Here is a 24,450-nt window from a genome sequence, read left to right on the forward strand (position 1 = left end):
GCACCAGTTCCTTCTTTTCCGGGGTGTGGGGGCCCTTGGGGGGCGGTACGAGAAAGAGGGAGGGGGCGGTACGGACACGACCCCGCCCCCCCCCTTCCCCGTGCGTCAGCGCACCGCGAGGAGCAGCGTGTCGGACGGCGAGGCCCAGACCGCGCGGGCCTCGCCGAAGCCGGCGGCGCGCAGGGTGTCGGCGTGCCAGCGGGGCGCGGGCATGTCGCCGTCGGCGTGCTCGCCGTAGATCTCGAAGCGCCGGGCGGTGGGCCCGGCGAGGTCCGGGTCCTCGGCGGCGAGCGCCCACCAGTCGGCCCAGTCGAGGACGCCGGCGGCCTTCTCGCGGTCCATGCGGGCGTGCCGCTGGGCGCGCTCGGCGGCGTTGATGCGCGGGGTGGTCTCGTCGATCATGTGGTCGGCGTTCATGAAGACGCCGCCTTCCCGGACGAGCCCGGCGAGCTGCCCGTACAGGGCGGCCAGGGGCTCGCTGTGCAGCCAGTGCAGCGCGGTGGCGGTGAGGACGGCGTCGTACGAGTCGTACGGCAGCGCCTCGGTCCACGCCGGGTCCTTGAGGTCGGCGGTCACGAAGGTGACGCGGTCGTCCCCGGCGAAGCTGCCCTCGGCGATGGTGAGCAGCGCGGGGTCGAGGTCGACGCCGGTGCTGGTGGCCTTCGGGAACCGACGGAGCAGCCGGTCCGTAATACTTCCCGTACCACAGGCGAGGTCGAGCACGCGGGGCTCCGGGCCCACGAGTGCCTCGACCATGTCGAGCATGATCCGGAACCGCTCCTCGCGGTCGGGCATGTACCACTCCTGCTGGCGGTCCCAGCTGCGCTGCCAGGCCGCCCAGTCGGTCCCGGTGGTCGCCGTGCCCGTCCGGCCCGTGGTGTCGTCCGACATGGTTCTTCCTCCACCCGCTTCGTAATACCCTCGAAGGGCAAGCGTCGCTTACCCTTCCCCGCCCCTGACCCTAGCCCGCCGGAGTAAGGACTACAAGTGGAACTCGCCTATTACTCGGATTACGCCGTGCGACTGGTCAACACCGAGGAACCGGCGCGCGGCAAGGACTCCCTCACCTCCGTCGAGGTGGTCCGGGAACTGTTCGGCGCGGCCTCCCAGATGGCCCGGCGGGTGACGGACGCCGACGTGACCCGCTTCCGCTCGGTACGGTCCCGGCTGCGGGCCGTCTTCACCGCGGCCGACGAGGGCGACCACACCGGAGCCGTGGACCTGCTGAACTCCCTCCTGCTGGAGTTCCCGGTCAGCCCCCAGATCTCCGGCCACGACTACCTCGACGAGGAGGGCCGGCCGCGGTGGCACATGCATCTCGCCGATCACCCGTCGAACGCGACCGCGGGCTACGCCGCCATCGCGGCCATGGGCCTCGCCTTCCACCTGACCGAGTTCGGCGCCGACCGCCTCGGCCTGTGCCAGGCCGCCCCGTGCCGCAACGCCTACCTGGACACGTCCACGAACCGCTCCCGGCGCTACTGCTCCGACCGCTGCGCCACCCGCGCCAACGTGGCCGCCTACCGCGCCCGCAAGCGCCAGGAGGCCCTCGACGCCGAGCGCACCGGCCGCACGGCCGACAACAGCCAGGAGAGCACCACCCCCGCCGACCGCTGACGCCCGGGGGTGACCGGCCGGTACCGCGCGAGCACCCGGCCGAGCACGAGCGGCTCCGGGACGACCCCGAACACCCGGCTGTCCCCCTCGGCTCCGGGGTTGTCCCCCAGCACCCACCACCCGCCCTCGCGCCGCTCGATCAGCCGCTTCACGATGAGCAGATCCTGCTGGAGCGGGTGGCGCAGCACGGCCACGTTCCCGGCCCGCAGCCGGGCCCCGTACCGCACGAACAACTGGTCGCCGTGGAGCAGCGTGGGCACCATCGACACCCCCGTCACCTCGGCGATCCCGAACGGGGCCCCGGTCTCCCGCCCCGGCTCACGCCCCGATTCCACCATCCGGTACCTCCCGGTCCGATCGTCCACGAGTCCCATGGTGACCCTGGACTTTTGTCCTAAGCACCAGGGGGCACTCGCGAAATCGCGCTTCCCACCGAGTAATGTCCCACCTTGAGAAGACGATCACGAGGAAGGACAGCAGCATGCTCTCCCGCCTGTTTGCCCCCAAGGTGAAGGTCAGCGCCCACTGCGACCTCCCCTGCGGCGTTTACGACCCGGCCCAGGCCCGCATCGAGGCCGAGTCGGTCAAGGCCGTCCAGGAGAAGTACCAGGCGAACGAGGACCCGCACTTCCGCGCCCGCGCCACGGTCATCAAGGAGCAGCGCGCCGAGCTGGCCAAGCACCACGTCTCGGTCCTGTGGAGCGACTACTTCAAGCCCCCGCACTTCGAGAAGTACCCCGAGCTGCACGTGCTCATCAACGACACCCTGAAGGCCCTGTCGGCGGCCAAGGCCTCGACGGACCCGAAGACGGGCGAGAAGGCGCTGGAGCTCATCGCCGAGATCGACCGCATCTTCTGGGAGACGAAGAAGGCCTGACCTTCCTCCTCACCTGCTCTGAAGGGGTCCACCCGCGCCATCGGGTGGGCCCCTTCGGGTTTTCTCAGTCCGTCGGGAGCGAGTAGCGGAGTTTTGGCTTCGGGGTGGCGCCCAGGCGGTCGTAGAAGCGGATCGCGCCCTCGTTCCACGTGGGGGTCTGCCACTGGATCTCCGTGAGGCCCAGGGCGCGGGCCTCGGTGCGGATCGCGGTGACGAGGAGGGGGCCCAGGCCGTGGCCGCGGGAGTGTTCCGTGAGGTAGAGGCAGTCCATGTGGAGGTACTCGGTCGCGGACCAGGTGGAGAGTTCCGGGGCGCAGGTGGCGTAGCCGGCGAGGGTCGTGTCGGGGAGTTCGGCGACCAGGCAGCGCAGGCGCGGGGCGGTGGTCTCGAAGAGGAGGCGGTGGAGGCGGGCGGCGAGGTCCGGGGGCGGCGGCGCGGCCTTCTCGTAGGCGGCGTGTTCGGCGGCCAGTGCGGCCACCCGGTCCAGGTCCTCGGGGCGGGCGTGGCGGACGAGGGCGTCGGTCATCGGACCTCGCCCTCCAGCGTGTCGGCCGACCACGCGGCCAGGCGGGTCCCGGCCGGGCCGGTGCCGTCCAGGACGTGGCGGACGAAGGCCTCGCGCTCGTGGGCGAGGACGGCGGCCTCCCAGACGCACGGCGCGAGGCCGGCGCGGCCCGGGCGCAGTTCCTCCGGGCGGCCCGCCGGCCCGGTCCAGATCGCCAGGTCCGACATGTGGCCCTCGATCCAGCTGTGGACGAGGACGTAGTCGCCGTCACCGCCCGCGTGGACGATCAGCACCGCGAGCCCGAGGGAGCCGCGGTGGCGCCCCAGCGCCAGATGGCCGGCTGCCAGCCGCAGTGCGGGGGCGGCCTCCGCCTCGCCGACCGTACGGCCCGGGGCCTCGATCCCGTACACCTTCAGGAGGTGACCGGCCGCCTCGCGGGCGCCCAACGGCCGCACCCTGCGCGGGTGGTGTTCCTCCGACAGCGCCATGACGGCGTCCCAGCCCGCGTGTTCGTCCCCGTGTTCGCTCATACCGCCATCATGCACGGCCCCGCCGTCCCGCCCGCACGCAGCCAGCCGCGGTACGGGGCCGCGCGGAGGGCGGCCTCGCGGTAGGCCGCGGCGAGTTCGGCGTACGGGCGGTCCAGCGGGACGCCCGGGGCGGCGAAGAGGAGGAGGCGGACGGCCAGCGGGTCGCCGCGGAGCGGGCGGATCGCCATGTCCTCGCGCGGGCCCGAGGTGGGCTGGCAGGGGGCGACGGCCTCGCCGAGGGCGATGAGGGAGGCGGCCGTGTGGTAGTCGGCGTGCAGCAACGGCGGGTCGAGGCCGGCTGCGGCGAGGACCCGGCGCAGACCGTCCCACTCGCCGTCGACGGCCGGGTCGACCGTCCAGCGGTCGTGCGCGAGGTCCGCGAGGTCGACGACCTCGTGGCCCGCCGCCGGGTGGTCGCGGGCCATGGAGACGAACTGCGGTTCGCGTTCGACCAGGACCCGGCCCCGCAGGCCGTCCGGGACCCGTAACGGGCAGCCCTCGACCTCGTGGACGAAGGCCAGGTCGAGCCGGCCGGCGGCGGCCGCGCGCAGCAGCGTGTTCGCGGAGACGTCCACCCGTAGCGCGATGTCGATCCCGGGCAGCCCCTGGCGGAGCCGGCGCAGCCAGCCGGGCAGGGCGCGGCTCGCGGTCGAGCCGACGCGCAGCGCGGGGCCTTCGGCGCGGGCGGCGGCCGCCCGGGTCTCGGCGACCAGGGCGGTCATGCCGTCGACGAGCGGGCGCGCCCGGCTGAGGACGGAGCGGCCCAGCGGGGTGGGGTGGCAGCCGGTGCGGCCGCGGGTGAAGAGTTCGGCGCCGAGGGCGTTCTCGATGCGGCGCAGCTGGGTGGTCAGGGAGGGCTGGCTGACGCCGAGCCGGCGGGCGGCCTTGTGCAGACTGCCGGTGTCCGCGATGGCGCAGAGCGCCCGCAGGTGCCTCACCTCCAGCTCCATGGTCCGAGGTTAGGGCGCCTCCCGACCGGCGCGCCAGACCGTCGCCATTTTGTCAACTCTCGTCCCGTGGAGTGCAGTTGGGGGTGGCGTGATGTCGTCGCGTTATCGGCGGATGACATCATTCCCACGCGACCCGGCTCCCCCGACACTCTCCTCAACCCCACAGGAGGAGCCCCCCATGCGACACCCGAAGATCCTCACGTCCTTACTGGCCACCGCCGTCGGCGCCGGCCTCAGCCTCTCCCTCGGAGCCGTCCCGGCCGCCGCGGCGCCCGTCCCCAGCGCCGCCCACGCCGGCTCCGCCGCCCACGCCGGCTCCGTCGCCCACGCCGGCTCCGTCGCCCACGCCGGCTCCGTCGGCTATGCCGGCTCCGCCGAGGAGGCCAGGGCCAACCAGGCGTTCTTCGACGCCGTCCTCAGGTCGGTCGCGAAGAAGCGGGCCGCCACGCCTGGTGCCACCGCCGTCACCGTGGTCTACAGCGCCGCCAACGCACCCAGTTTCCGCACCCAGATATCCCGCTCGGCGCAGATCTGGAACAGCTCCGTCGTCAACGTCCGCCTCGTGGAGGGCGCCAACGCCGACTTCGCGTACTACGAGGGGAACGACTCCCGCGGCTCGTACGCGAGCACCGACGGGCACGGCAACGGCTACATCTTCCTCGACTACCGGCAGAACCAGCAGTACAACTCCACCCGCGTCACGGCCCACGAGACCGGCCACGTGCTCGGCCTCCCCGACCACTACAGCGGCCCGTGCAGCGAGCTGATGTCCGGCGGCGGGCCCGGTACGTCCTGCACCAACGCCTACCCGAACTCCCAGGAGCGGGCCCGCGTCGACCAGTTGTGGCGCTACGGGCTCGCGTCGGCGTTCAAGTCGTCCTGACCGGCCCCTGACGGGGGCGCCGGTTGGTAGCGTGGCGGACATGCCCGAAGAGCGGAGCACCGACAGCGACCGGAGCACCACCCTGTACGAGGCCGTGGGAGGCGCCGAGGCGCTGCGCCGGCTCTCGGACACGTTCTACGAGGCGGTCCTCGCGGATCCTCTCCTCGCCCCCGTCTTCGCCGACTTCACCCCGGCCCACGTCGAGCACGTCGCCGTGTGGCTGGCGGAGGTCTTCTCCGGACCCGCCGGCTTCACGGCACACCACGGCGGTCATCAGGCCCTCCTCACCGCGCACCTCGGTCTGGCCATCACCGAGGAGCAGCGGCTGCGCTGGATGGAGCTGATGACCGCGGCCGTGGAGAAGGAACTCCCGGACGACGCGCTGCTGCGCCGCCGGGTGATCGAGTACTTCGACTGGGGAACCCGGATCGCCAAGGACGTCTCGGCCTCCGCGCCGGGTACGGACCTGGGCGAGCCCGGGCCCACCCCGCGCTGGGGCTGGGACGGTCTCGCCTGAGGCCGTACGCGCCCGACCGGCGGCGGCCGGGCCCCCTGGGTTCGTTCGTGTGCGTACTGCGGGCGGAGGCGGGCCGTCAGGCCGCCTGGAGCAGTTGCCGCCCGAACTCCGTCCCGGGCGGCAGCTGGCGCCGTACCCGGCTCAGCGCCTCCTCGAAGTCGCCGCCGGCGATGCCGGACTCGAAGGCCGCTCCCCCGTAGTGGAGGGTCAGGCTGAGGTCGGCGCGCTCGCCGAGGGTCAGCAGGCAGCTGAGCGTCGCCTGCTGGGTGGCGCCGTCCGCGACGACGGGGAGCGGGAGGTCCCACTCCAGTACGCACCCGGTGAGGGCCTGCCCGCCCTCGTCGGCGGCGGTGAGCGCGGCGAAGCTCGCGCCCGTGTACTCGATTCCCCTGATACGGGTCGCCACACGGCTCCCGTCGGCCGTGATGACGATCGCTTCCGCACCGCGGCGGTCCCGGTACCAACCGGTCCAGACTTCTGTCGACTCCGATGACATGCGCGGACTGTAGCGGTATGACCGGCTCCGGCGCGCGGCCGGTCACCCGGCGGCCGGACTTCTCCCGGTCTCGCCGTTCTTGCCGGTCACGTGCGCGCTGGTGGCTTCCGCGCCGTCTTCGCCGCGGCCCTGTCCGCCGTCCTCGCCGCCGGCACCGCCGTCTTCGCCACCGCCGTCTTTGCCGCGCGGTTCCCCGTCGTCGGGGACGTACAGCCTGCATCGCGGGTTGCGGCAGGGCTGCACCTCCCACTCGGGGACCCACGCGCCGAGGACCTTGTGGCGCTTCGCCAGGACCTGGCGGGGCTGCCCACAGGCCGGGCAGGGGTGCTGGGCCTGGGGGTCCCGTGTGGTGAACGGCGCAGGCTCGGTCATGTCTCCAGCCTAGGGCGCGACCCCCGTCACCGCTTCCTGGTGTACGTCCGCACGACGACCCCGTTCCCGAAGGACCGGACGTCCTCGAGCGCGAAGTCGCGCACGGCGAAGTCCGCGCCGAACATCGGCATTCCGGAGCCGTACACCTGCGGGTAGCTCTTGATGACCAGCTCGTCGATCTCGTCGGCGAGCTGACCGGCGACGTTCGCGCCGCCGCAGAGCCAGATGCCCAGCGGGCCGTCCTCGGCCTTGAGCTCACGGACCCGGGCGACCAGGTCGCCGGCGAACAGCTCGACGTTCGGGTCAGGCGACTCCGTGAGCGAGCGCGTCGCGACGATCTCCCGCAGATGCGCGTACGGGCTGGGCATGCCGGCGTCCAGGCCGAGGCGGTACGAGCCGAGGCCCTGGATCACCGTGTCGAACCGCTTGTTGGGCACGTCCGCGACGCCGAAGGCCTCGCGGGCGACGGAGGGGATGGTCTCCGGGTACTCGCTGTCCATGAAGGCGGCGTACTCCTCGTCCATGAACTGGAACATGGAGGAGGCGTCGCCCTTGGGGTCGCCGATGAAGCCGTCGAGGGAGCAGGCGACGTAGTACGTGAGCTTGCGCAAGCCGGAACTCTTTCCTTAGGAGGCAGTGGTCTCGCTGACCACTGCGCCCATAGTGCTCCATCTGTAGTGGTTGCGCAAGCTCTTTTCGCACAGGGATTCGCGCGTCAGCGGCTCCGCCGCGTCACGAACTCCGCGAGCGCCAGCAGATCCCCGGCCGCCGACAAGTCCGGCACCGCGCGGGAGAGTTGCTCGACCGCGCGGGCCATCCGCTCGGCCGCCTGGCCCTGTGCCCAGTCCCGGCCGCCGGCCCGCTCCACCGCGTCCGCCGCCGCCCGCACCGCGTCCGCGTCCAAGGCCGGGCGGGCGTACAGCTCGGCCAGCTCCTCGCCCGCCGGGGTTCCGGAGGTCAGTGCGGCCACCACCGGCAGCGACTTCTTGTGCGCGACGAGGTCGGCGCCGGACGGCTTGCCCGTACGCCCCGGATCGCCCCAGATCCCGATCAGGTCGTCGATCAGCTGGAACGCGAGCCCGGCCTCCCGGCCGAACGCGTCGAGCGCCGCGACCGCCTCCTCGTCGGCGCCCGCGTACAGCGCGCCCAGCGCGCAGGCACAGCCGAGGAGCGCCCCGGTCTTGGCGGTGGCCATCGCCACCACCTCGTCCAGGGAGACCTCGTGCGGCCCGCGCTGCTCGAAGGCGCAGTCCGCCTGCTGGCCCGCGCACAGCTCGATGACACAGGCGGCGAGCCGGGCGGCTGCAGGGACGGAGGCCGGGTGGGGGTCCTCGGCGAGCAGCCGCAGCGCGAGCGCGTTCATCGCGTCGCCCGCGAGCAGCGCGTCGGGGATGCCGAACACCTTCCAGGCGGTGGGCCGGTGACGGCGGGTCGGGTCCTCGTCGACGATGTCGTCGTGGAGCAGGGTGAAGTTGTGGGCCAGCTCCACCGCCGCGGCGGCCTTCACCGCCGGGGCCGGGTCCGCGCCGAGCGCGCGGGTGGCGGCGAGCACCAGGGCCGGTCGGATGGCCTTGCCGCCCTGGCCGTCCGCGGCCGGGCTGCCGTCGGCCTCCTCCCAGCCGAAGTGGTAGGCGGCGATGCGCCGTATGGAACCGGGCAGGGACGCGACGGTCGTACGGAGCTGGGGGTCGACGACGCTGCGCGTCCGGTCGAGGAGCAGCACGGCGCTCCGCCCCCCGGTCACGGCGTCCGCACCGGTCACGGCGTCCGCACCGGCCGCGGCTTCCCCACCGGCCGCGGCGTCCGCGGTGGTCACGGCATCCGCGCTGGTCGTGGTCATGTTCTCGGGCACCTTCCTGACGGGTCTGCGGGTACGCGGCGGATCGGGCTCCGGGGACGGGGGCCCCGTCGGCCAGGTCCCCGCCCCCGGAGGTCTGTGCGGTGCGCGGTCAGCGCCGGCGGCCGAGCTCGACGTTCTCCAGGACGCCCAGCGCGTCGGGGACCAGGACGGCCGCCGAGTAGTAGGCGGTGAGCAGGTAGGAGCTGACCGCCCGGTCGTCGATGCCCATGAAGCGGCAGGACAGGCCCGGCTCGATCTCGTCCGGGAGGCCGGGCTGGTGCAGGCCGATCACGCCCTGGTCCGACTCCCCCGTGCGCATGCAGATGATCGAGGTGGTGCGGGCGGCGGAGACCGGGATCTTGTCGCACGGGTAGATCGGGACGCCGCGCCAGGTCATGATCCGCGTGCCGTCGACGTCGATCGTGTCGGGAACCAGGCCGCGCCGGTTGAGCTCGCGCCCGAAGGCGGCGATGGCCAGCGGGTGGGCCAGGAACAGCCGGGAGTCGCGCCGCCGGGAGAGCAGCTCGTCCATGTCGTCGGGCCCCGGGACGCCGTCGTGGGGCTGGAGGCGCTGCCCATAGTCACAGTTGGCGAGGAGGCCGAACTCCCGGTTGTTGACCAGCTCGTGCTCCTGGCGCTCGCGCAGCGCCTCGACCGTGAGCCGCACCTGGTGCTCGGTCTGGTTCATCGGGTGGTTGTAGAGGTCGGCCACGCGGGTGTGGACCTTCAGCACGGTCTGGGCGACGCTCAGCTCGTACTCACGCGGGGAGATCTCGTAGTCGACGAAGGTGTGGGGGACGACGGGCTCGCCGACGTGGCCCGCGGAGAGGTCGATGGCCGCCTCGCCGTACCGGTTGGCGGGCCGGTGGGGCAGCGCGGCGTACTCGGCGAGATGGCCGGCCAGCGCGCCGGCCCGCGCGGCGACGGCGAGGACCTCGGCCCTGCCGAGCTCCAGGACCGTGCAGGCGGTGGTGGCGCGGGCCGTCCACTCCCAGGTGGCCTCCGCGCTGACCAGCGCGGCCTCTCCGAAGTAGGCGCCGTCGGCGAGGACGCCGAGCACGGTCTCCCCGCCGTAGGGCCCCTCGCCGAGCTGCTCGACCTTGCCGTGGGCGAGCAGGTGGACCCGGTCGGCCGTCCCGCCCCGGGTGGCGATGACCTCGCCCGGCGCGTACTCCCGCTGGACGCAGCGGGCGGCCAGCTCGGTGAGGACGTCCTGGTCCCCGAACTCGCGCAGGGCGGGCAGCTCGCCGAGCTCGGCGGGGACGACCGCGACGCGCTCGCCGGTCTGCACGAAGGTGACCCGGCCGTCACCCACCGCGTAGCTCAGCCGCCGGTTCACCCGGTAGGTGCCTCCCTGCACCCGCACCCACGGCAGCGCGCGCAGCAGCCACCGGGAGGTGATCTCCTGCATCTGCGGTGCCGACTTGGTGGTGCTCGCGAGGTTCCGCGCGGCGGCGGTGCCGAGACTCTGCTGCGGGCGCCTGCCCTCGCGCACCTCGTCGCCAACCGAACCAACGGACATGGAACTCCCTCTCGATACGACAAATCTGCGAGAAAGAGCCTTTCAGCACGCAGCGTGCCCCCGCCATTACACAAAAGAGTGGGACTCGACGCCACCGTGCTGGGCATGGCGCACGATTTCCGAACGGCGCGCCCGCGCACTCGGCCGGATCGGCTCGCACACCGTCCGAACGGATGGCAGTGGAGCCGATCCCTCCGGTACTCCGGTGGGACTGGAGGAGAGCCGGAAGAAGCCGGATCCCCCGTCCCGAAAGGAGCCGGTCATGGCCACACCCATGTCCGCGAGCCGCTTCCTCGACGCCCTGCGCGACGAGGGTCTGACGGTCGTCGAGGTCGGCGAGTGGCGCACCCACAACCGCAACCACAAGGGCCCCTGGGGACCCGTGCACGGCGTGATGATCCACCACACCGTCACCCGGGGCACCAGCAACACCGTCCGTATCTGCCGGGACGGTTACGAGGCCCTGCCCGGGCCGCTGTGTCACGGCATGATCGCCAAGGACGGCACCGTCCACCTGGTCGGCTACGGCAGGGCCAACCACGCCGGCCTCGGCGACGACGAGGTGCTGCGCGCGGTCATCGCGGAGAAGGGCCTCCCGCGAGACGACGAGGCCACCACCGACGGCAACCGCCATTTCTACGGCTTCGAGTGCGAGAACCTCGGCAACGGCGAGGACCCGTGGCCCAAGGCCCAGCTGGAGGCCATCGCCAAGGCCGCGGCCGCGCTCTGCCGGGTGCACGGCTGGACCCACCGCTCGGTCATCGGCCACCTGGAGTGGCAGCCGGGCAAGGTCGACCCGCGCGGCTTCACCATGGCGTCGATGCGCGAGCGGATCGCGGAGCTCCTGCGGTAGCCGACGGCGGGTGGCAGGCGGCGACGGCCCGCGGGCGGCAGACGGCGTGACGGGCCGCCGGACATACGGCCGCGCCGGCCCGCCCCGGCCCGTCCCGCCTCCGGTGGACAATGGCCCGGTGAACGCGTTCGACCTCGCTCTGTCCCGGCTGCGGCCCCGGCTGCCGTCCCCTCTGGAGCCGGTCGAGGACGAGCGCTTCACCCGGCGCGGCCTGCGGCTGCTGCTCAAGCGCGACGACCTGATCCATCCGGACCTGCCGGGCAACAAGTGGCGCAAGCTGGCGCTCAACCTGCGGAAGGCAGGCGGCCGGCCGGTGCTGACCTTCGGCGGCGCCTACTCCAACCACCTGCGCGCCACGGCCGCCGCCGGCCGGCTGCTCGGCTTCGGCACGATCGGGGTCGTACGGGGCGACGAGCTGGCGGGCCGCCCCCTGAACCCCTCGCTGGCGCGCTGCGCGGCCGACGGGATGCGGCTGGTGTTCGTCGACCGCGCCACGTACCGCGCGAAGAGCGAGCCCGCCGTCCTCGCCCGGATCCTGGAGCGGGTCCCCGTGGACGCGCACGAGGTGTACGTCGTCCCCGAGGGCGGCAGCAACGCGCTCGCCGTCCGGGGCTGCGCCGGGCTCGGCGGCGAGCTGCGCGGCGCCGCGGACGTGGCCGTCGTCGCGTGCGGCACCGGCGGCACGCTCGCGGGTCTCGCGGCCGGGTTCGACGGCCGGACGCTGGGCGTCCCGGTGCTCAGGGGCGGCTTCCTCGGCGGGGAGATCACCGCGCTCCAGGAGTCCGCGTACGGCGGCCCCCGGGGCGAGTGGAGCCTCGACGAGCGCTTCCACGGCGGCGGATACGCCCGTACGACCCCGGAACTCGACGCTTTCGCACGGGATTTCGAAGACCGTCACGGCGCGCGGCATGGACTCGCCATCGAGCGGCTGTATGTCGCCAAAATGCTCCACGGACTGGTGACCCTCGCCGAGGAGGGTGCCTTCCCGTCCGGCACCCGGATCGCCGCGGTGATCACGGGCGCGCCGGAGCCTCAGCCCGTCTCCTCCCGGTAGGCCGCGGCCTCCTCCAGGTCGAGCCGGCGCAGCAGGGTGCGCATCATCTCGTCGTCGATGCGGCGGGCGTCGCGGAGCCGCACGAAGACCTCGCGCTCGGCGTCGATCATCTCCCGGGCGAGGCGCCGGTAGGTGTCGTCGACGGTCTCGCCGGTGATCTCGTTGACGGTGCCGAGGCGCTCCCAGACGGCGTTGCGGCGCCGTTCCATGACCGTGCGCAGCCGGTCGGCGAGCGGGCCCGGGAGGGTGTTGCGCTCGTCGGCGAGGAGGGCGTCGAGCCGGGCCTCGGCGGCCCGGGAGGCCTCGCTCTGCGCCTGCGCCTCGGCGAGGGTCTCCTGGACGCGGTCGCGGCCGGGCAGCTTCAGGGCGCGGATCAGCGGCGGCAGGGTGAGGCCCTGGACGACCAGGGTGCCGATGACGGTGGTGAAGGTGAGGAAGAGGACCAGGTTGCGGGCCGGGAACTCGACGCCGCCCGAGACCACCGGGATGGAGAAGGCGATGGCGAGCGAGACCACGCCCCGCATGCCGGCCCAGCCGACGATCACCGGTGCCTTCCAGTCGACGCCCGGCTCCCGTTCCCTGACGCGGGCGGAGAGCGCGCGGGGCAGGAAGGTCGCGGGGAAGACCCAGACGAAGCGGACCACGACCACGAAGACGAAGACCCCGGCCGCGTACCAGGCCGCCTCCCCGATCCCGTACGGGCCGAGGCCCTGGACGACGAAGGGCAGCTGGAGGCCGATCAGCGCGAAGACGGCGGACTCCAGGACGAAGGCGACCATCCGCCACACCGCCTCCTCCTGGAGCCGGGTGGCGAAGTCGACCTGCCAGTTCTTGTGGCCCAGGAAGAGACCGACCACGACGACGGCGAGGACGCCGGAGGCGCCGACCTCCTCGGCGGCGGCGTACGCGACGAACGGGATGAGCAGGGAGAGGGTGTTCTGGAGCAGGGCCTCGCGCAGATGGGTGCGGAGCCAGTGGATCGGCACCATGAGGACCAGGCCGACGCCGATGCCGCCGACCGCGGCGAGCGCGAACTCCCCCAGGCCGCCGGACCAGCTGACGCCCTCCCCCACGGCGGCGGCGAGCGCGACCTTGTAGGCCGTGATCGCGGTCGCGTCGTTCACCAGGGACTCGCCCTGGAGGATCGTGGTGATGCGGTGGGGCAGGCCGAGCCGGCGGGCGATGGCGGTGGCGGCGACCGCGTCCGGCGGGGCGACGACCGCGCCGAGCACGAGGGCCGCGGTCAGCGGCAGGTCGGGCACGAGGACGTACGCGAGCCAGCCCACGGCGACGGTCGCGAAGAGCACGTAGCCGACGGAGAGCAGCGCGACCGGCCGGATGTTGGCGCGCAGGTCGAGGTACGAGGACTCGACGGCGGCCGTGTAGAGCAGCGGCGGCAGGATCAGCGGCAGCACGATGTGCGGGTCGAGGGTGTAGTCGGGCACTCCGGGCACGTACGCGGCGGCGAGGCCCACCGCGACGAGGAGCAGCGGTGCGGGCACCGGCGTCCTGCGGGCGATGCCCGCCACCGCGGTGCTCGCCGCGACCAGCGCCACCAGCTGCAGTGCGTCCATGGCCCGTCCCTTCTCCCCTCGTGTCACTCGCGCCACAACGTAACCTGGCCATCATGAGCGAGTGCCTGCACGTTGCCGAGATGCCGCGCCCCGAACCGGCGCCGCTGCACGACACCTGCCCCGAGTGCCTTGCGGACGGCACGCACCCCGTCCAGCTGCGGCTCTGCCTGAGCTGTGGGCACGTGGGCTGCTGCGACTCGTCGGCGGGCCGGCACGCGACGGCGCACTTCCACAGCACCGGACACCCGGTGATGCGGACCTTCGAGCCGAACGAACGCTGGCGGTGGTGCTTCGTGGACGGTTCGATCGTCTGACGGCTGGGTACGTCACCCCTCCGCGGGTTCTCCGCGGCCGCCGGTGCGTACGGCGGGTCCATCGCGGGCCGGACCCTGACGGGGGCGGTCCTGCCGGGCCCCCGGCGACACGGGGGGACGGATCGCGATAGCGTCTCGGCGGACTGCGCAACCGACTGCGTACCGCCAGGTCCGGGGGGCTTCCTTCCCGGACCCCGAAAGAGCTTGTGCCACCTTGGAGGTGAGGGTGTCCCAGATCGCAGGCGAGCCCGGGACCCAGGACTTCGTGGAAGTCCGGCTGCCCGCTGCGGGTGCCTACCTGTCCGTGCTGCGTACGGCCACGGCCGGCCTCGCGGCGCGCTTGGACTTCACCCTCGACGAGATCGAGGACCTGCGGATCGCCGTCGACGAGGCGTGCGCGATCCTGCTCCAGCAGGCGGTGCCGGGCTCGGTGCTGAGCTGCGTGTTCCGGCTGGTCGACGACTCCCTCGACGTGACGGTGTCGGCTCCGACGACCGACGGCCGGGCCCCGGAGCGGGACACCTTCGCGTGGACGGTGCTCTCGGCCCTCGCCGGGAAGGTGGAGTCGTCGGTGGCCGAGGACCGGACGGTCTCCATCAGCCTGTACAAACAGCGCGGCGCGGGGCCAGGCCCGGCGTGAGGAGCGGGGACGCGACGGCCGGCTTCCCTGAGCAGCAGGCACGGCCGCAGGGAGTGGCCGGTACCGAGGTCGAGATCGAGGTCGCTACGGAGCAGGCGGACCAGATGAGCGAGCAGCACGAGCAGCACGAAGCGGTCCCTGACGCGGCCGGACCGCGGGAGGTGCCGCCGCAGGGGGTGCCCGACCCGCACGACCGCAGCGGTGCGCGGGCGCTCTTCGTCGAGCTGCGCGGCCTTCCGGAGGGCTCGCCGGAGAAGGCGGCGCTGCGCGACCGGCTGGTGCGGATGCACCTGCCGCTGGTGGAGCACCTGGCCCGGCGCTTCCGCAACCGGGGCGAGCCGCTGGACGACCTGACCCAGGTGGCGACGATCGGCCTGATCAAGTCGGTGGACCGGTTCGACCCGGACCGCGGGGTGGAGTTCTCCACGTACGCGACGCCGACGGTGGTCGGCGAGATCAAGCGCCACTTCCGCGACAAGGGCTGGGCGGTACGGGTCCCGCGTCGGCTGCAGGAGCTGCGGCTCTCGCTGACGACGGCGACGGCGGAGCTGTCGCAGCAGCACGGACGCTCGCCGACCGTGCACGAGCTGGCCGAGCGGCTGGGGATCTCCGAGGAGGAGGTCCTGGAGGGCCTGGAGTCGGCGAACGCCTACTCGACGCTCTCCCTGGACGTGCCGGACACGGACGACGAGTCGCCCGCGGTGGCGGACACGCTGGGCGCGGAGGACGAGGCGCTGGAGGGCGTCGAGTACCGGGAGTCGCTCAAGCCGCTCCTGGAGGACCTGCCGCCGCGCGAGAAGCGGATCCTGCTGCTGCGGTTCTTCGGGAACATGACCCAGTCGCAGATCGCCCAGGAGGTCGGCATCTCGCAGATGCATGTCTCCCGGCTGCTGGCGCGCACGCTGGCGCAGCTGCGGGAGAAGCTCCTCGTCGAGGAGTGAGCGCGGGGGCGCCGGACCTCCTGCTCCAGGCCGCCGGGCCTGTCCGGCCGTGGTCCGGGCCGCTGAGCTGCGGGGCCGCCGGGCCTGTCCGGCCCAGGTCCGGGCCGCTGGGCCTGTCCGGCCCCGGTCCGCCGGACGGGCCCTAGGCGGAGTCCTGCCCGGGGCGCCTGATGCCGAGGGCCTCGGTCGTGGACGGGCTCGCCAGGAGGACGAGGCCGGTCACGGCGAGGACGGCGAGGGCGATGCCCGCCGGGATCATGACGCTGTCCGCCTGGAGGAGCTGCCAGGCGACGGGCAGCGCGAGGACCTGCGTGATCACCGCGGGGCCGCGGCTCCAGGACCGGCGCAGCCACAGGCCGCGGGCGGCGACGAGCGGGATGAGCCCGAGGGCGACCAGGGTGACCGCGCCCATGAGGGCGGAGGTGAGGTCGCCGGTGCGGTCGGTGAGACTCGTCACCAGCATGACGAGGCCGCCCGCCACGAGGGCCAGGCCCTCGACGCCGGCCACCGCCGCGGCGGCGGTGAGCCGCCCGGGCCGGGAACCCGGCTCCGTACGCTCCTGGGGACTGCTGGTGTCGGCACTGCTCGCACTGCTCATGCAAGGCAGGGTAGCCGGGGCGGCCGGGGACGGCCCCGGGCAGGCCGGGACTGGGCCCGGTACCGCCGGGTAGGTACGCTGGCGGACATGCGCGCGCTTCTCGTGGTCAATCCGGCAGCAACCACCACCAGTGCCCGCACACGGGACGTGCTGATCCACGCGCTCGCCAGCGAGATGAAGCTGGAGGCGGTGACGACCGAGTACCGGGGCCACGCCCGTGACCTGGGCCGCAGGGCCGCCGAGTCGGAGGACGTCGACCTGGTGGTGGCGCTCGGCGGCGACGGCACGGTCAACGAGGTGGTCAACGGGCTGCTGCACGCGGGGCCCGATCCGGAGCGGCTTCCGGGGCTCGCGGTGGTGCCGGGCGGATCGACGAACGTCTTCGCGCGGGCGCTCGGCCTGCCGAACGACGCGGTGGAGGCGACGGGCGCGCTCCTCGACGCGCTGCGTGAGCGGCGGGCACGGACGGTGAGCCTGGGTCTCGCGTCCGGGACGCCGGGCACGGAGGACGAGGGAGTCCCGGAGCGCTGGTTCACCTTCTGCGCCGGATTCGGCTTCGACGCGAGCGTGATCGGCCGGGTCGAACAGCAGCGCGAACGCGGAAAGCGTTCGACGCACGCGCTCTATCTGCGTCAGGTGGTGCGCCAGTTCCTGGGCGAGCAGAACCGGCGGCACGGCACGATCACCCTGGAGCGGCCGGGTGAGGATCCTGTGCAGGATCTCGTCCTCTCCATAATCTGCAACACCTCTCCGTGGACCTACCTGGGCAATCGTCCGGTGTACGCGTCCCCGGAGGCGTCCTTCGAGACGGCGCTCGACGTGCTCGGACTGAGCCGGCTCTCGGCGCCGTCGGTGGCCCGGTACGCCACCCAGCTGCTCACTTCGAGCCCGGAGCGCGGGCCGCACGGCAAGCACGCGGTGACCCTGCACGATCTGACCGACTTCACCTTGCATTCGAAGGTGCCGCTCCCGCTCCAGATGGACGGAGACCACCTGGGACTGCGTACGAGCGTGACGTTCACAGGCGTTCGCCGTGCACTGCGTGTGATTGTGTGACCAGAAGGACCGAAAGTCCTTCCACTCGAACGTTTAGGCTGCCCTCCACCCACTAGAAGTACGGCTGTGACGGAGCCGACACCGAGGAATCAAAAAAAACTTTCCAGAAGGGGTTGTATCCGTTGCTGGGGTTTGGGAGTCTCTTCTTGGCGATCGGGACGGCCCGCAACACCGGCCTCCACTGAGAGCCAGAACCCCACCCCAGTGACAAGGACCACGCCAGTTCACCTGGCAGTCGGCCCTTCCCCTGCGGGGGGATTCGTGAAAGCGTTCACATTCACAAGCAACTTGCACGTAACACCTGAGAGAGGTAGCAGCCATGGACTGGCGTCACAACGCCGTTTGTCGTGAGGAAGACCCCGAGCTGTTCTTCCCCATCGGCAACACCGGTCCTGCGCTGCTGCAGATCGAGGAAGCCAAGGCCGTCTGCCGCCGCTGCCCCGTGATGGAGCAGTGCCTGCAGTGGGCGCTCGAGTCCGGCCAGGACTCCGGCGTCTGGGGTGGCCTCAGCGAGGACGAGCGCCGCGCGATGAAGCGCCGCGCCGCCCGCAACCGGGCGCGCAACGCCAGCGCCTGAGCCACCTGCACAGCCTGAGGCACGCGGCGCGTACATCGCGTACGTCATCAACCGCCCCCCGAGCCGCAGCCGCGCAGCAGTAACCCACAGCATTCGAGCCCCGGACCGATTCCCTTCGGTCCGGGGCTCGCTGCTGTGAACTCTCGCTGTCCGCGCGGCAGTTGCGCTACTTCTGCGGCTGTACGGGAATGTCGAGGACGACGCGGGTGCCGCGCTCGGCACCCGGCTGCATGTCGAACGTGCCGCCCAGTTCGCCCTCGACCAGCGTCCGGACGATCTGCAGGCCGAGGTTGCCGGCCCGCTGCGGATCGAAGCCCTCGGGCAGTCCGCGGCCGTCGTCCTTGACCGTGATGAGCAGCCGGGCGTCGGCGCGGGGCTCGCCGCGGACGGCGGTGACCTCGACGGTGCCGTGCTCGCCCGGCGCGAAGGCGTGCTCCAGGGCGTTCTGCAGGATCTCGGTGAGGACCATGGACAGCGGCGTGGCGACCTCGGCGTCGAGGATGCCGAAGCGGCCGTTGCGCCGGCAGGTGACCTTGCCCGGTGAGATCTCGGCGACCATCGCGATCACCCGGTCGGCGATCTCGTCGAACTCGACCCGCTCGTCCAGGTTCTGCGACAGCGTCTCGTGGACGATGGCGATCGAACCGACGCGCCGCACCGCCTCGTTGAGGGCCTCGCGCCCGCGGTCGGAGTCCATCCGGCGGGCCTGGAGGCGCAACAGGGCGGCCACGGTCTGGAGGTTGTTCTTCACCCGGTGGTGGATCTCCCGGATGGTGGCGTCCTTGGTGATCAACTCGCGCTCGCGGCGGCGCAGTTCGGTGACGTCGCGGAGCAGCACGAGCGAGCCGATGCGGGTGCCCTTGGGCTTGAGCGGGATCGCGCGCAGCTGGATCACCCCGCCGTTGCCCTCGACCTCGAACTCGCGCGGGGCGTAGCCCGAGGCCATCTTGGCCAGGGCCTCGTCCACGGGCCCGCGGGAGGGGGCCAGTTCGGCGGTGATCTGTCCGAGGTCCTGGCCGACCAGGTCGGCGGCGAGACCGAGCCGGTGGTAGGCGGAGAGGGCGTTGGGCGAGGCGTACTGGACGACGCCCTCGGCGTCGAGCCTGATGAGTCCGTCGCCGGCCCGCGGGGACGAGTCCATGTCGACCTGCTCGCCCGGGAAGGGGAAGGAGCCGGCGGCGATCATCTGGGCCAGGTCGGAGGCGGACTGGAGGTAGGTGAGCTCCAGCCGGGACGGGGTCCGCACGGTGAGCAGGTTGGTGTTGCGGGCGATCACGCCCAGGACGCGGCCCTCACGCCGTACGGGGATCGACTCGACCCGGACGGGGACCTCCTCGCGCCACTCGGGGTCGCCCTCGCGGACGATCCGGCCCTCGTCGAGGGCGGCGTCGAGCAGCGGCCGGCGGCCGCGGGGCACCAGGTGGCCGACCATGTCGTCCTGGTAGGAGGTGGGCCCGGTGTTGGGCCGCATCTGGGCGACGGAGACGTAGCGGGTGCCGTCCAGGGTGGGAACCCAGAGGACCAGGTCGGCGAAGGAGAGGTCGGAGAGCAGCTGCCACTCCGACACCAGCATGTGGAGCCAGTCGAGGTCGGACTCGCTCAGGGCGGTGTGCTGGCGGACGAGGTCGTTCATGGAGGGCACGTGTGCGAGCGTACCCGTGGAATTCGACGGCGGTGAACCTGGAGTTCCCGGCGTTCGTGTTGGAGGATGGGCCCGGAACCACCACGTTCCCATGGATGGACAGACGAGAATGGTCTAGTCCACAATGTTTTCCACAGAGCCTCCGTCCTCCCCGCACAGGAGGACGGACGAGGTACCCGGCGCTCTCTGCCCTGACTGCGCCGAGACCTCCCATCACGGCCGAGGGACCGCACACCCCCGGCCGGGCAACTCCGGGCTGCGGTGCCGGACGGGTTGAGGGTCCCGTCCCGGCGCCGCGGCCCGCGGGTGTTTCCGGGCCCCTTTCTTTGCCGGCCGAGGGGTTCGAGTGGCTGGTGGGACCGGTGCGGCCGACGATGAAGTGAGGCCCGTCCGCGGGGCGGAACGGCATGGGCGGACGGCCCCGCGCTCTGCTAGATTTGAGCTTAGATTGGTCTATACCACCTAGTTCTCTCCAGCCCCTCACCAGATCGGCAGGCTCAGCGTGGAAGTTGTCATCGTCAAGGACGCCAAGGCGGGCGGCGAGCTCATCGCGGACGGCATCGCCGACCTCCTGCGCCGCAAGCCCGACGCGCTGCTCGGCGTGGCCACCGGCTCGACCCCGCTGCCCATCTACGACGCCCTGATCGCGCAGGTCAAGGCCGGTTCCGTGGACGCCTCGCGGGCCCGGATCGCCCAGCTGGACGAGTACGTGGGCCTGCCGACGGGGCACCCGGAGTCGTACCGGGCCACGGTGCTCCGCCAGGTCGTCGAGCCGCTCGGGCTCTCCGAGGAGGCCTTCATGGGCCCCGACGGCTCGGCCGAGGACGTCCAGGCGGCCTGCGAGGCCTACGACCGGGCGCTCGCCGAGGCGGGCGGTGTCGACCTCCAGATCCTGGGCATCGGCACCGACGGGCACATCGGCTTCAACGAGCCGTGCTCCTCGCTCGCGTCCAGGACCCGGATCAAGACCCTGACCGAGCAGACCCGGGTGGACAACGCGCGCTTCTTCGACAACGACATCGAGCAGGTGCCGCACCACGTCATCACCCAGGGCATCGGCACCATCCTGGAGGCCCGTCACCTGGTGCTGCTCGCCACCGGCGAGGGCAAGGCCGAGGCCGTGGCGCAGACGGTCGAGGGCCCGGTCGCCGCGCTGGTGCCGGCCTCGGCGCTCCAGCTGCACCCGCACGCGACCGTGGTCGTGGACGAGGCCGCCGCCTCCAAGCTGAAGCTCGCGGACTACTTCCGCCACACGTACGCGAACAAGCCGTCCTGGCAGGGCATCTGATCCCCTCGCGCGCGCCGAAAGGGCCCGGCACCTGGTTCAGGTGCCGGGCCCTTTCGTGTGCCGCTACCTGCCCGTGACGGCCTCGGCCGCCGCGCGGCCGCAGACGCGGGCGGCGCCGTGCGTGGCGATGTGGAGGGCGCCCCGGGGCGCGGACTCGTTCAGGCCCATCTCCACCACGACCGTGTCCGGGCGGGCCGCGACCAGGGCGTCCAGGGCCCCGGACATCCACGGGTGCCGGTGGGCGTCGCGGACGACGGCGACGACGCGGCGGTCCCCCGCGGCGGCCAGGACGGCGTCCACCGAGGCCTCGGCCCCGTAGGAGCCGGTCGTGGTGCCGGGCAGCAGGCGCTCGAGTTCGGCGGCGATGCCCCAGGGCGTCTCGTCGCCGACCGCGAAGTTCGCGACGGGGGTGAAGGAGACCACGTAGGGCGCGGTGGTCAGCGGCTCGTGGGCCCGCTCCCCCGGCGTCACCTTCAGGGCCCTGCGGGCCGCGACGAGGCCGACCTCGGTGCCGGGCGCGGTCCCCTCCTGCTGTGCCGCGCCCGGCCCCGATACCCCCCTGGCCCGGTGCGCCTGGGTCCAGGCCGCCAGGGCGCGTACACGCGCCGCGGCGTCGGCCAGCCGCTCCTCGGGCAGTTCACCGGTCCGTACCGCGTTCACCAGCGCGTCGCGCAGTCGCAGTACGGTGTCCTCGTCGGCCAGCCCGCCGCCGACGCAGATGGCGTCGGCGCCCGCGGCGATCGCGAGGACGGATCCGCGCTCGATGCCGTACGTCGACGAGATGGCCTGCATCTCCATCCCGTCCGTGACGATCAGCCCCTCGAAGCCCAGCTCCCGGCGCAGCAGTCCGGTGAGGATCTGCGGGCTGAGGGTGGCCGGCCGGTCGGGGTCGAGCGCGGAGAGCAGGATATGCGCGCTCATCACGGCTTTGGTACCCGCGGCGATGGCGGCGCGGAAAGGTGCCAGCTCACGGGCGTGCAGTGTGTCGAGGTCCACATCGATCCGGGGCAGCGCGTGGTGCGAGTCCACGTTGGTGTCGCCGTGTCCGGGGAAGTGCTTGGTGCAGGCGGCGACGCCCACGGACTGCAGTCCGTCGACGTAGGCCACGGTGTGCCGGGCGACGAGCCCCGGGTCGGCGCCGAAGGAGCGCACGCCGATGACCGGGTTGTCGGCGTTGGAGTTGACGTCGGCGGACGGCGCCCAGTTGAGGTCGACCCCGCACTCGGCGAGCCGGCGGCCGAGCTCGCGGGCCACGGCCCGGGTGAGCTCGACGTCGTCGACGGTGCCGAGGGCGTAGTTGCCGGGGAAGGAGGAGCCCTCCTTCACCTCGAGGCGGGTGACGTCGCCGCCCTCCTCGTCGATGGCGACCAGGACGTCCTCGCGCTCGGCGCGCAGCCGCGCGGTGAGCGCGGCGAGCTGCCCGGGGGCGACGATGTTCCGGCCGAAGAGGCCGACCGAGGACAGGCCCTCGCCGATCCGGCGGAGCAGCCAGTCGGGCGCGGTGGTGCCGACGAAGCCCGGCTGGAGGACGGTGAGCGCGTCCCTGGTCAGGGTGTCCGGGGCGGTTGCGAGCGTGGTCATGAGGCGCCGTTATCCCTTCACCGCGCCGGCGGTCATCCCGCCGACGGCCTTGCGCTGGAGGAAGAGGAAGACGATCAGGACGGGGAGCGCGAAGAGGGTCGAGGCGGCCATGGTGGCGCCCCAGTCGCTGCCGAACGCGGTCTGGAACTGGGTCAGCCAGAGCGTCAGCGTCTGGGTCTCCTTGTCCTTGTTGAGCATGAGGATCATGGCGAACTCGTTCCAGGCCGTGATGAAGCCGAAGATCGAGGTCGACATCAGGCCGGGGGCGAGCAGCGGGAAGATGACCTTGCGGAAGGCCTGGCCGCGGGTGCAGCCGTCGATCTGGGCGGCCTCCTCCAGCTCGACCGGGACGGCGGCGATGAAGCCGCGCAGCGTCCAGATGGTGAAGGGCAGGACCATCACGAAGTAGATCAGCGTGAGCACCGGGATGCTGTTCAGCATGTCGTTCTCACGGGAGATCATGTACATCGCGATGACCATGACCTCCCAGGGGGCCATCTGCGCCATCATCACGACGAGGACGATGCCCTTGCGGCCGCGGAACTTCATCCGGGCGAGCGCGAAGCTCGCGAGGAGGGCCACGAGGAGGGCGAGGAGCACGGCTCCGAGGGTCACCACCAGGCTGTTGGTGACGTAGGTCCAGAACAGGTCGACGCCGGTGGCGGTCGTGTAGTTCTCGAAGGTCGGCGCGAAGACGAAGACCGGGTCCTTGGTGAGGATCTCGTGCTGCGGCTTCAGCGAGGACGAGAACATCCAGTAGACCGGGAAGACGAACACCACGGCGATCACGAGGGCGGAGACGTTCTTGACGACGGCTCCGACCGTGAGCCGCTTCCGCGCGCGGTACTTCTTCGGGGCCGGGCTGGTGGTGGCGCTCACAGCTGCTCCTCCTGCTTCAGGATCAGGCGGAAGTAGAAGGACATGATCGCGACGAGCATCACGATCGTCAGGACGGAGATCGCCGCGGCGACGCCGTAGTGGAACTGGCCGACGCCCTCGATGTACGCGAAGACCGGCAGGGTCTCGGAGGCGCGGTCGGGGCCGCCCTTGTTCATCGCGTAGACCTGCGTGAACGCCTTGAAGATCCAGATGATCTCCAGGAACGTGGTGATCAGGAAGAAGGGCTTGAGGTTCGGGAAGACGACGGCCCAGAAGGTGCGCCAGCCGTTCGCGCCGTCCATCTTGGCGGCCTCGTAGAGCTCGCTGCCGATGGTGGTGAGGGCGGCGTACATGTTGAGGGCCACGAACGGGACCGAGCCCCAGACGAGCAGGAGCAGCGAGATGACCAGGGTGGAGAAGCCGGTCTCGAACCAGTTGTGCTGGTCGTAGCCGGAGAAGCCGAGCGTGCGCATCACCCAGTTGGCGACGCCGAACTGCTCGTCGAAGAGCCACTGGAAGACGGTGACGGAGGCGACGATCGGCATGGCCCAGGCGAAGACGAGGGCGAGCGAGAGCACCAGCCGCATCTTCTTGCCGAGGCGGTTGAGGAGCAGGCCGATGCCGGTGCCGACGGCCATGATCAGCAGGACGTTGACGGCGGTGAAGACGACCGAGCGGACGACGACGGTCCAGAAGTCCGCGTCGCTCAGCAGCTCGGTGTAGTTGTCGAAGCCGGTCCACACCGTCTCGCGGGTGATGAACTCCTTCCGGTTCAGTTCCTGGAAGGAGAGGATCACGTTGCGGATCAGCGGGTAGAGCAGCAGGAGCGCCATCGACAGAAGGGCCGGGGCGACGAGCAGGTACGGCAGCAGCCCGCCGGGCAGGGAGCGTCTTCCCCGCGAGGGCTGACGGACCTCCTTCGGGCCGGCGGGGGCCGGCGGGGTCTGAGACTTCCCTGCCGCCCTCCCGGGCGCGTCCTGGGGACCGGCGGTCGCCGTCCCCGGGGAGTCCACGGTCATGATCTTCTTCCTCGCGGTTCTGGGGCCTGTCCGGCGGATCGGGGTCGGACAGGGCGCGGGGTCTGGTGCATGGGGTCTCCCCAGGCCCGCCAGGGCCGAGGGGAAGCGTCGCAAGGCGCCGGAGCGTGGCGAATGGGGTCTCCCCTGCTCGAGCGAAGCCGAGAGCTTGGGGAAGGAGCTATCGGGGCGCTTCGGCAACGCGGCGAGGTGCCGTGCCAGGGGTCGCGGGCCCGGCCGTGATCCGCCGGGCAGGCCCCAGGGCACCGGGAAGCGGCCCGGGGGAGCGGGCCGCTGCAGACTGCGGAGCGCCGGGGGTGGGGTGTGG

The 24,450-nt window shown here is 72.2% G+C and carries 28 protein-coding genes; 12 read left to right on the forward strand and 16 right to left on the reverse strand.

Going from position 1 to position 24,450, the window contains the following annotated elements; translation table 11 throughout:
• Nucleotides 1-105 precede the first annotated feature (105 nt).
• Nucleotides 106-891, reverse strand: a complete 786-nt coding sequence (locus ACFWJO_RS29610) for a class I SAM-dependent methyltransferase (RefSeq protein WP_386870026.1) — start codon at nt 889-891, stop codon at nt 106-108.
• A gap of 96 nt (nt 892-987) precedes the next feature.
• Between ACFWJO_RS29610 and ACFWJO_RS29615 the strand changes: the two genes are divergently transcribed.
• Nucleotides 988-1,617 (forward strand): CGNR zinc finger domain-containing protein, encoded by a 630-nt coding sequence (locus ACFWJO_RS29615; RefSeq protein ID WP_384419726.1) that lies wholly within the window; start codon nt 988-990, stop codon nt 1,615-1,617.
• Here ACFWJO_RS29615 and sodX read toward each other — a convergent pair.
• Nucleotides 1,521-1,955 (reverse strand): nickel-type superoxide dismutase maturation protease, encoded by a 435-nt coding sequence (gene sodX, locus ACFWJO_RS29620; RefSeq protein ID WP_386870122.1) that lies wholly within the window; start codon nt 1,953-1,955, stop codon nt 1,521-1,523. The genes ACFWJO_RS29615 and sodX overlap by 97 nt on opposite strands.
• A gap of 143 nt (nt 1,956-2,098) precedes the next feature.
• On the opposite strand from sodX, the gene sodN reads away from it, so the two are divergent.
• Nucleotides 2,099-2,494 carry a superoxide dismutase, Ni gene (sodN, locus tag ACFWJO_RS29625; RefSeq protein ID WP_128982927.1) on the forward strand — a complete coding sequence of 132 codons (396 nt, stop codon included), beginning with the start codon at nt 2,099-2,101 and terminating at the stop codon, nt 2,492-2,494.
• Nucleotides 2,495-2,558: 64 nt separating this feature from the next.
• On the opposite strand, the gene ACFWJO_RS29630 is transcribed toward sodN, so the two are convergent.
• Genes ACFWJO_RS29630 through ACFWJO_RS29640 form a run of 3 tightly spaced genes read right to left on the reverse strand, consistent with a single transcriptional unit; the run spans nt 2,559 to nt 4,479 of the window.
• A complete protein-coding gene (locus ACFWJO_RS29630; protein ID WP_386870028.1) occupies nt 2,559-3,020 on the reverse strand; it encodes a GNAT family N-acetyltransferase in 462 nt (153 codons plus the stop codon).
• Nucleotides 3,017-3,529, reverse strand: a complete 513-nt coding sequence (locus ACFWJO_RS29635) for a hypothetical protein (RefSeq protein WP_386870030.1) — start codon at nt 3,527-3,529, stop codon at nt 3,017-3,019. The genes ACFWJO_RS29630 and ACFWJO_RS29635 overlap by 4 nt, the downstream gene beginning before the upstream one ends.
• Nucleotides 3,526-4,479, reverse strand: a complete 954-nt coding sequence (locus tag ACFWJO_RS29640; RefSeq protein ID WP_386870032.1) for a LysR family transcriptional regulator — start codon at nt 4,477-4,479, stop codon at nt 3,526-3,528. The genes ACFWJO_RS29635 and ACFWJO_RS29640 overlap by 4 nt, the downstream gene beginning before the upstream one ends.
• A gap of 178 nt (nt 4,480-4,657) precedes the next feature.
• Here ACFWJO_RS29640 and snpA point away from each other — a divergent pair, with 178 nt between their 5' ends.
• Both snpA and ACFWJO_RS29650 read left to right on the forward strand, forming a co-directional pair.
• Nucleotides 4,658-5,362, forward strand: coding sequence for a snapalysin (snpA, locus tag ACFWJO_RS29645; RefSeq protein WP_386870034.1), 705 nt, complete (start codon nt 4,658-4,660; stop codon nt 5,360-5,362).
• Between the two features lie 40 nt (nt 5,363-5,402).
• Entirely contained in the window at nt 5,403-5,879 is a 477-nt protein-coding gene (locus ACFWJO_RS29650) for a group II truncated hemoglobin (RefSeq protein WP_386870036.1), read from the forward strand.
• Nucleotides 5,880-5,955: 76 nt separating this feature from the next.
• Here ACFWJO_RS29650 and ACFWJO_RS29655 read toward each other — a convergent pair whose 3' ends face one another.
• From ACFWJO_RS29655 to ACFWJO_RS29675, 5 genes are all read right to left on the reverse strand, one after another.
• Complete coding sequence (locus ACFWJO_RS29655; protein WP_384419768.1) at nt 5,956-6,375, reverse strand: DUF6304 family protein; 420 nt, start codon at nt 6,373-6,375, stop codon at nt 5,956-5,958.
• Between the two features lie 42 nt (nt 6,376-6,417).
• The gene (locus ACFWJO_RS29660) at nt 6,418-6,747 is read right to left on the reverse strand and encodes a hypothetical protein (RefSeq protein ID WP_386870038.1); all 330 of its coding nucleotides are present in this window, start codon (nt 6,745-6,747) and stop codon (nt 6,418-6,420) included.
• 26 nt (nt 6,748-6,773) lie between these two features.
• Entirely contained in the window at nt 6,774-7,358 is a 585-nt protein-coding gene (locus ACFWJO_RS29665; protein WP_386870040.1) for a dihydrofolate reductase family protein, read from the reverse strand.
• A 104-nt stretch (nt 7,359-7,462) separates the two neighbouring features.
• Nucleotides 7,463-8,509: a family 2 encapsulin nanocompartment cargo protein polyprenyl transferase gene (locus tag ACFWJO_RS29670; protein ID WP_386870124.1), complete on the reverse strand. Its 1,047-nt coding sequence runs from the start codon at nt 8,507-8,509 to the stop codon at nt 7,463-7,465.
• 187 nt (nt 8,510-8,696) lie between these two features.
• On the reverse strand, nt 8,697-10,109 hold the full coding sequence (locus ACFWJO_RS29675; RefSeq protein ID WP_386870042.1) for a family 2B encapsulin nanocompartment shell protein: 1,413 nt from the start codon (nt 10,107-10,109) through the stop codon (nt 8,697-8,699).
• A gap of 262 nt (nt 10,110-10,371) precedes the next feature.
• Between ACFWJO_RS29675 and ACFWJO_RS29680 the strand changes: the two genes are divergently transcribed.
• A complete protein-coding gene (locus tag ACFWJO_RS29680) occupies nt 10,372-10,962 on the forward strand; it encodes an N-acetylmuramoyl-L-alanine amidase (RefSeq protein ID WP_386870044.1) in 591 nt (196 codons plus the stop codon).
• A 118-nt stretch (nt 10,963-11,080) separates the two neighbouring features.
• Nucleotides 11,081-12,016: a 1-aminocyclopropane-1-carboxylate deaminase/D-cysteine desulfhydrase gene (locus ACFWJO_RS29685; protein WP_386870046.1), complete on the forward strand. Its 936-nt coding sequence runs from the start codon at nt 11,081-11,083 to the stop codon at nt 12,014-12,016.
• On the opposite strand, the gene ACFWJO_RS29690 is transcribed toward ACFWJO_RS29685, so the two are convergent.
• Complete coding sequence (locus ACFWJO_RS29690; protein WP_386870048.1) at nt 11,995-13,590, reverse strand: Na+/H+ antiporter; 1,596 nt, start codon at nt 13,588-13,590, stop codon at nt 11,995-11,997. The genes ACFWJO_RS29685 and ACFWJO_RS29690 overlap by 22 nt on opposite strands.
• Nucleotides 13,591-13,643: 53 nt before the next feature.
• Between ACFWJO_RS29690 and ACFWJO_RS29695 the strand changes: the two genes are divergently transcribed.
• The 3 genes from ACFWJO_RS29695 to ACFWJO_RS29705 all read left to right on the forward strand — a co-directional run bounded on the left by ACFWJO_RS29695 (nt 13,644) and on the right by ACFWJO_RS29705 (nt 15,485).
• A complete protein-coding gene (locus ACFWJO_RS29695; RefSeq protein ID WP_386870050.1) occupies nt 13,644-13,904 on the forward strand; it encodes a UBP-type zinc finger domain-containing protein in 261 nt (86 codons plus the stop codon).
• Nucleotides 13,905-14,130: 226 nt separating this feature from the next.
• Nucleotides 14,131-14,544, forward strand: coding sequence for an anti-sigma regulatory factor (locus ACFWJO_RS29700; RefSeq protein WP_015036094.1), 414 nt, complete (start codon nt 14,131-14,133; stop codon nt 14,542-14,544).
• Nucleotides 14,541-15,485 carry an RNA polymerase sigma factor SigF gene (locus ACFWJO_RS29705; protein ID WP_386870052.1) on the forward strand — a complete coding sequence of 315 codons (945 nt, stop codon included), beginning with the start codon at nt 14,541-14,543 and terminating at the stop codon, nt 15,483-15,485. The genes ACFWJO_RS29700 and ACFWJO_RS29705 overlap by 4 nt, the downstream gene beginning before the upstream one ends.
• A gap of 142 nt (nt 15,486-15,627) precedes the next feature.
• Here the strand turns inward: ACFWJO_RS29705 and ACFWJO_RS29710 are convergent, their stop codons facing one another.
• Nucleotides 15,628-16,083, reverse strand: coding sequence for a hypothetical protein (locus tag ACFWJO_RS29710; RefSeq protein WP_386870054.1), 456 nt, complete (start codon nt 16,081-16,083; stop codon nt 15,628-15,630).
• Between the two features lie 87 nt (nt 16,084-16,170).
• Here ACFWJO_RS29710 and ACFWJO_RS29715 point away from each other — a divergent pair, with 87 nt between their 5' ends.
• Nucleotides 16,171-17,139, forward strand: a complete 969-nt coding sequence (locus ACFWJO_RS29715; RefSeq protein WP_384419797.1) for a diacylglycerol/lipid kinase family protein — start codon at nt 16,171-16,173, stop codon at nt 17,137-17,139.
• Between the two features lie 319 nt (nt 17,140-17,458).
• The gene (locus tag ACFWJO_RS29720; RefSeq protein ID WP_003953983.1) at nt 17,459-17,716 is read left to right on the forward strand and encodes a WhiB family transcriptional regulator; all 258 of its coding nucleotides are present in this window, start codon (nt 17,459-17,461) and stop codon (nt 17,714-17,716) included.
• Between the two features lie 166 nt (nt 17,717-17,882).
• Here ACFWJO_RS29720 and ACFWJO_RS29725 read toward each other — a convergent pair whose 3' ends face one another.
• Entirely contained in the window at nt 17,883-19,349 is a 1,467-nt protein-coding gene (locus ACFWJO_RS29725) for a sensor histidine kinase (protein ID WP_386870126.1), read from the reverse strand.
• Nucleotides 19,350-19,860: 511 nt separating this feature from the next.
• Here ACFWJO_RS29725 and nagB point away from each other — a divergent pair.
• A complete protein-coding gene (gene nagB / locus ACFWJO_RS29730; RefSeq protein ID WP_386870056.1) occupies nt 19,861-20,646 on the forward strand; it encodes a glucosamine-6-phosphate deaminase in 786 nt (261 codons plus the stop codon).
• Between the two features lie 63 nt (nt 20,647-20,709).
• Here the strand turns inward: nagB and ACFWJO_RS29735 are convergent, their stop codons facing one another.
• Genes ACFWJO_RS29735 through ACFWJO_RS29745 form a run of 3 tightly spaced genes read right to left on the reverse strand, consistent with a single transcriptional unit; the run spans nt 20,710 to nt 24,125 of the window.
• The gene (locus tag ACFWJO_RS29735) at nt 20,710-22,227 is read right to left on the reverse strand and encodes a glycoside hydrolase family 3 protein (protein WP_386870058.1); all 1,518 of its coding nucleotides are present in this window, start codon (nt 22,225-22,227) and stop codon (nt 20,710-20,712) included.
• A gap of 9 nt (nt 22,228-22,236) precedes the next feature.
• Nucleotides 22,237-23,106 (reverse strand): carbohydrate ABC transporter permease, encoded by an 870-nt coding sequence (locus ACFWJO_RS29740; RefSeq protein WP_386870060.1) that lies wholly within the window; start codon nt 23,104-23,106, stop codon nt 22,237-22,239.
• On the reverse strand, nt 23,103-24,125 hold the full coding sequence (locus ACFWJO_RS29745) for a carbohydrate ABC transporter permease (protein WP_386870062.1): 1,023 nt from the start codon (nt 24,123-24,125) through the stop codon (nt 23,103-23,105). The genes ACFWJO_RS29740 and ACFWJO_RS29745 overlap by 4 nt, the downstream gene beginning before the upstream one ends.
• Nucleotides 24,126-24,450 lie beyond the last annotated feature (325 nt).

It is taken from the genome of Streptomyces sp. NPDC127092 (assembly GCF_042722475.1).
GTDB lineage: Bacteria > Actinomycetota > Actinomycetes > Streptomycetales > Streptomycetaceae > Streptomyces.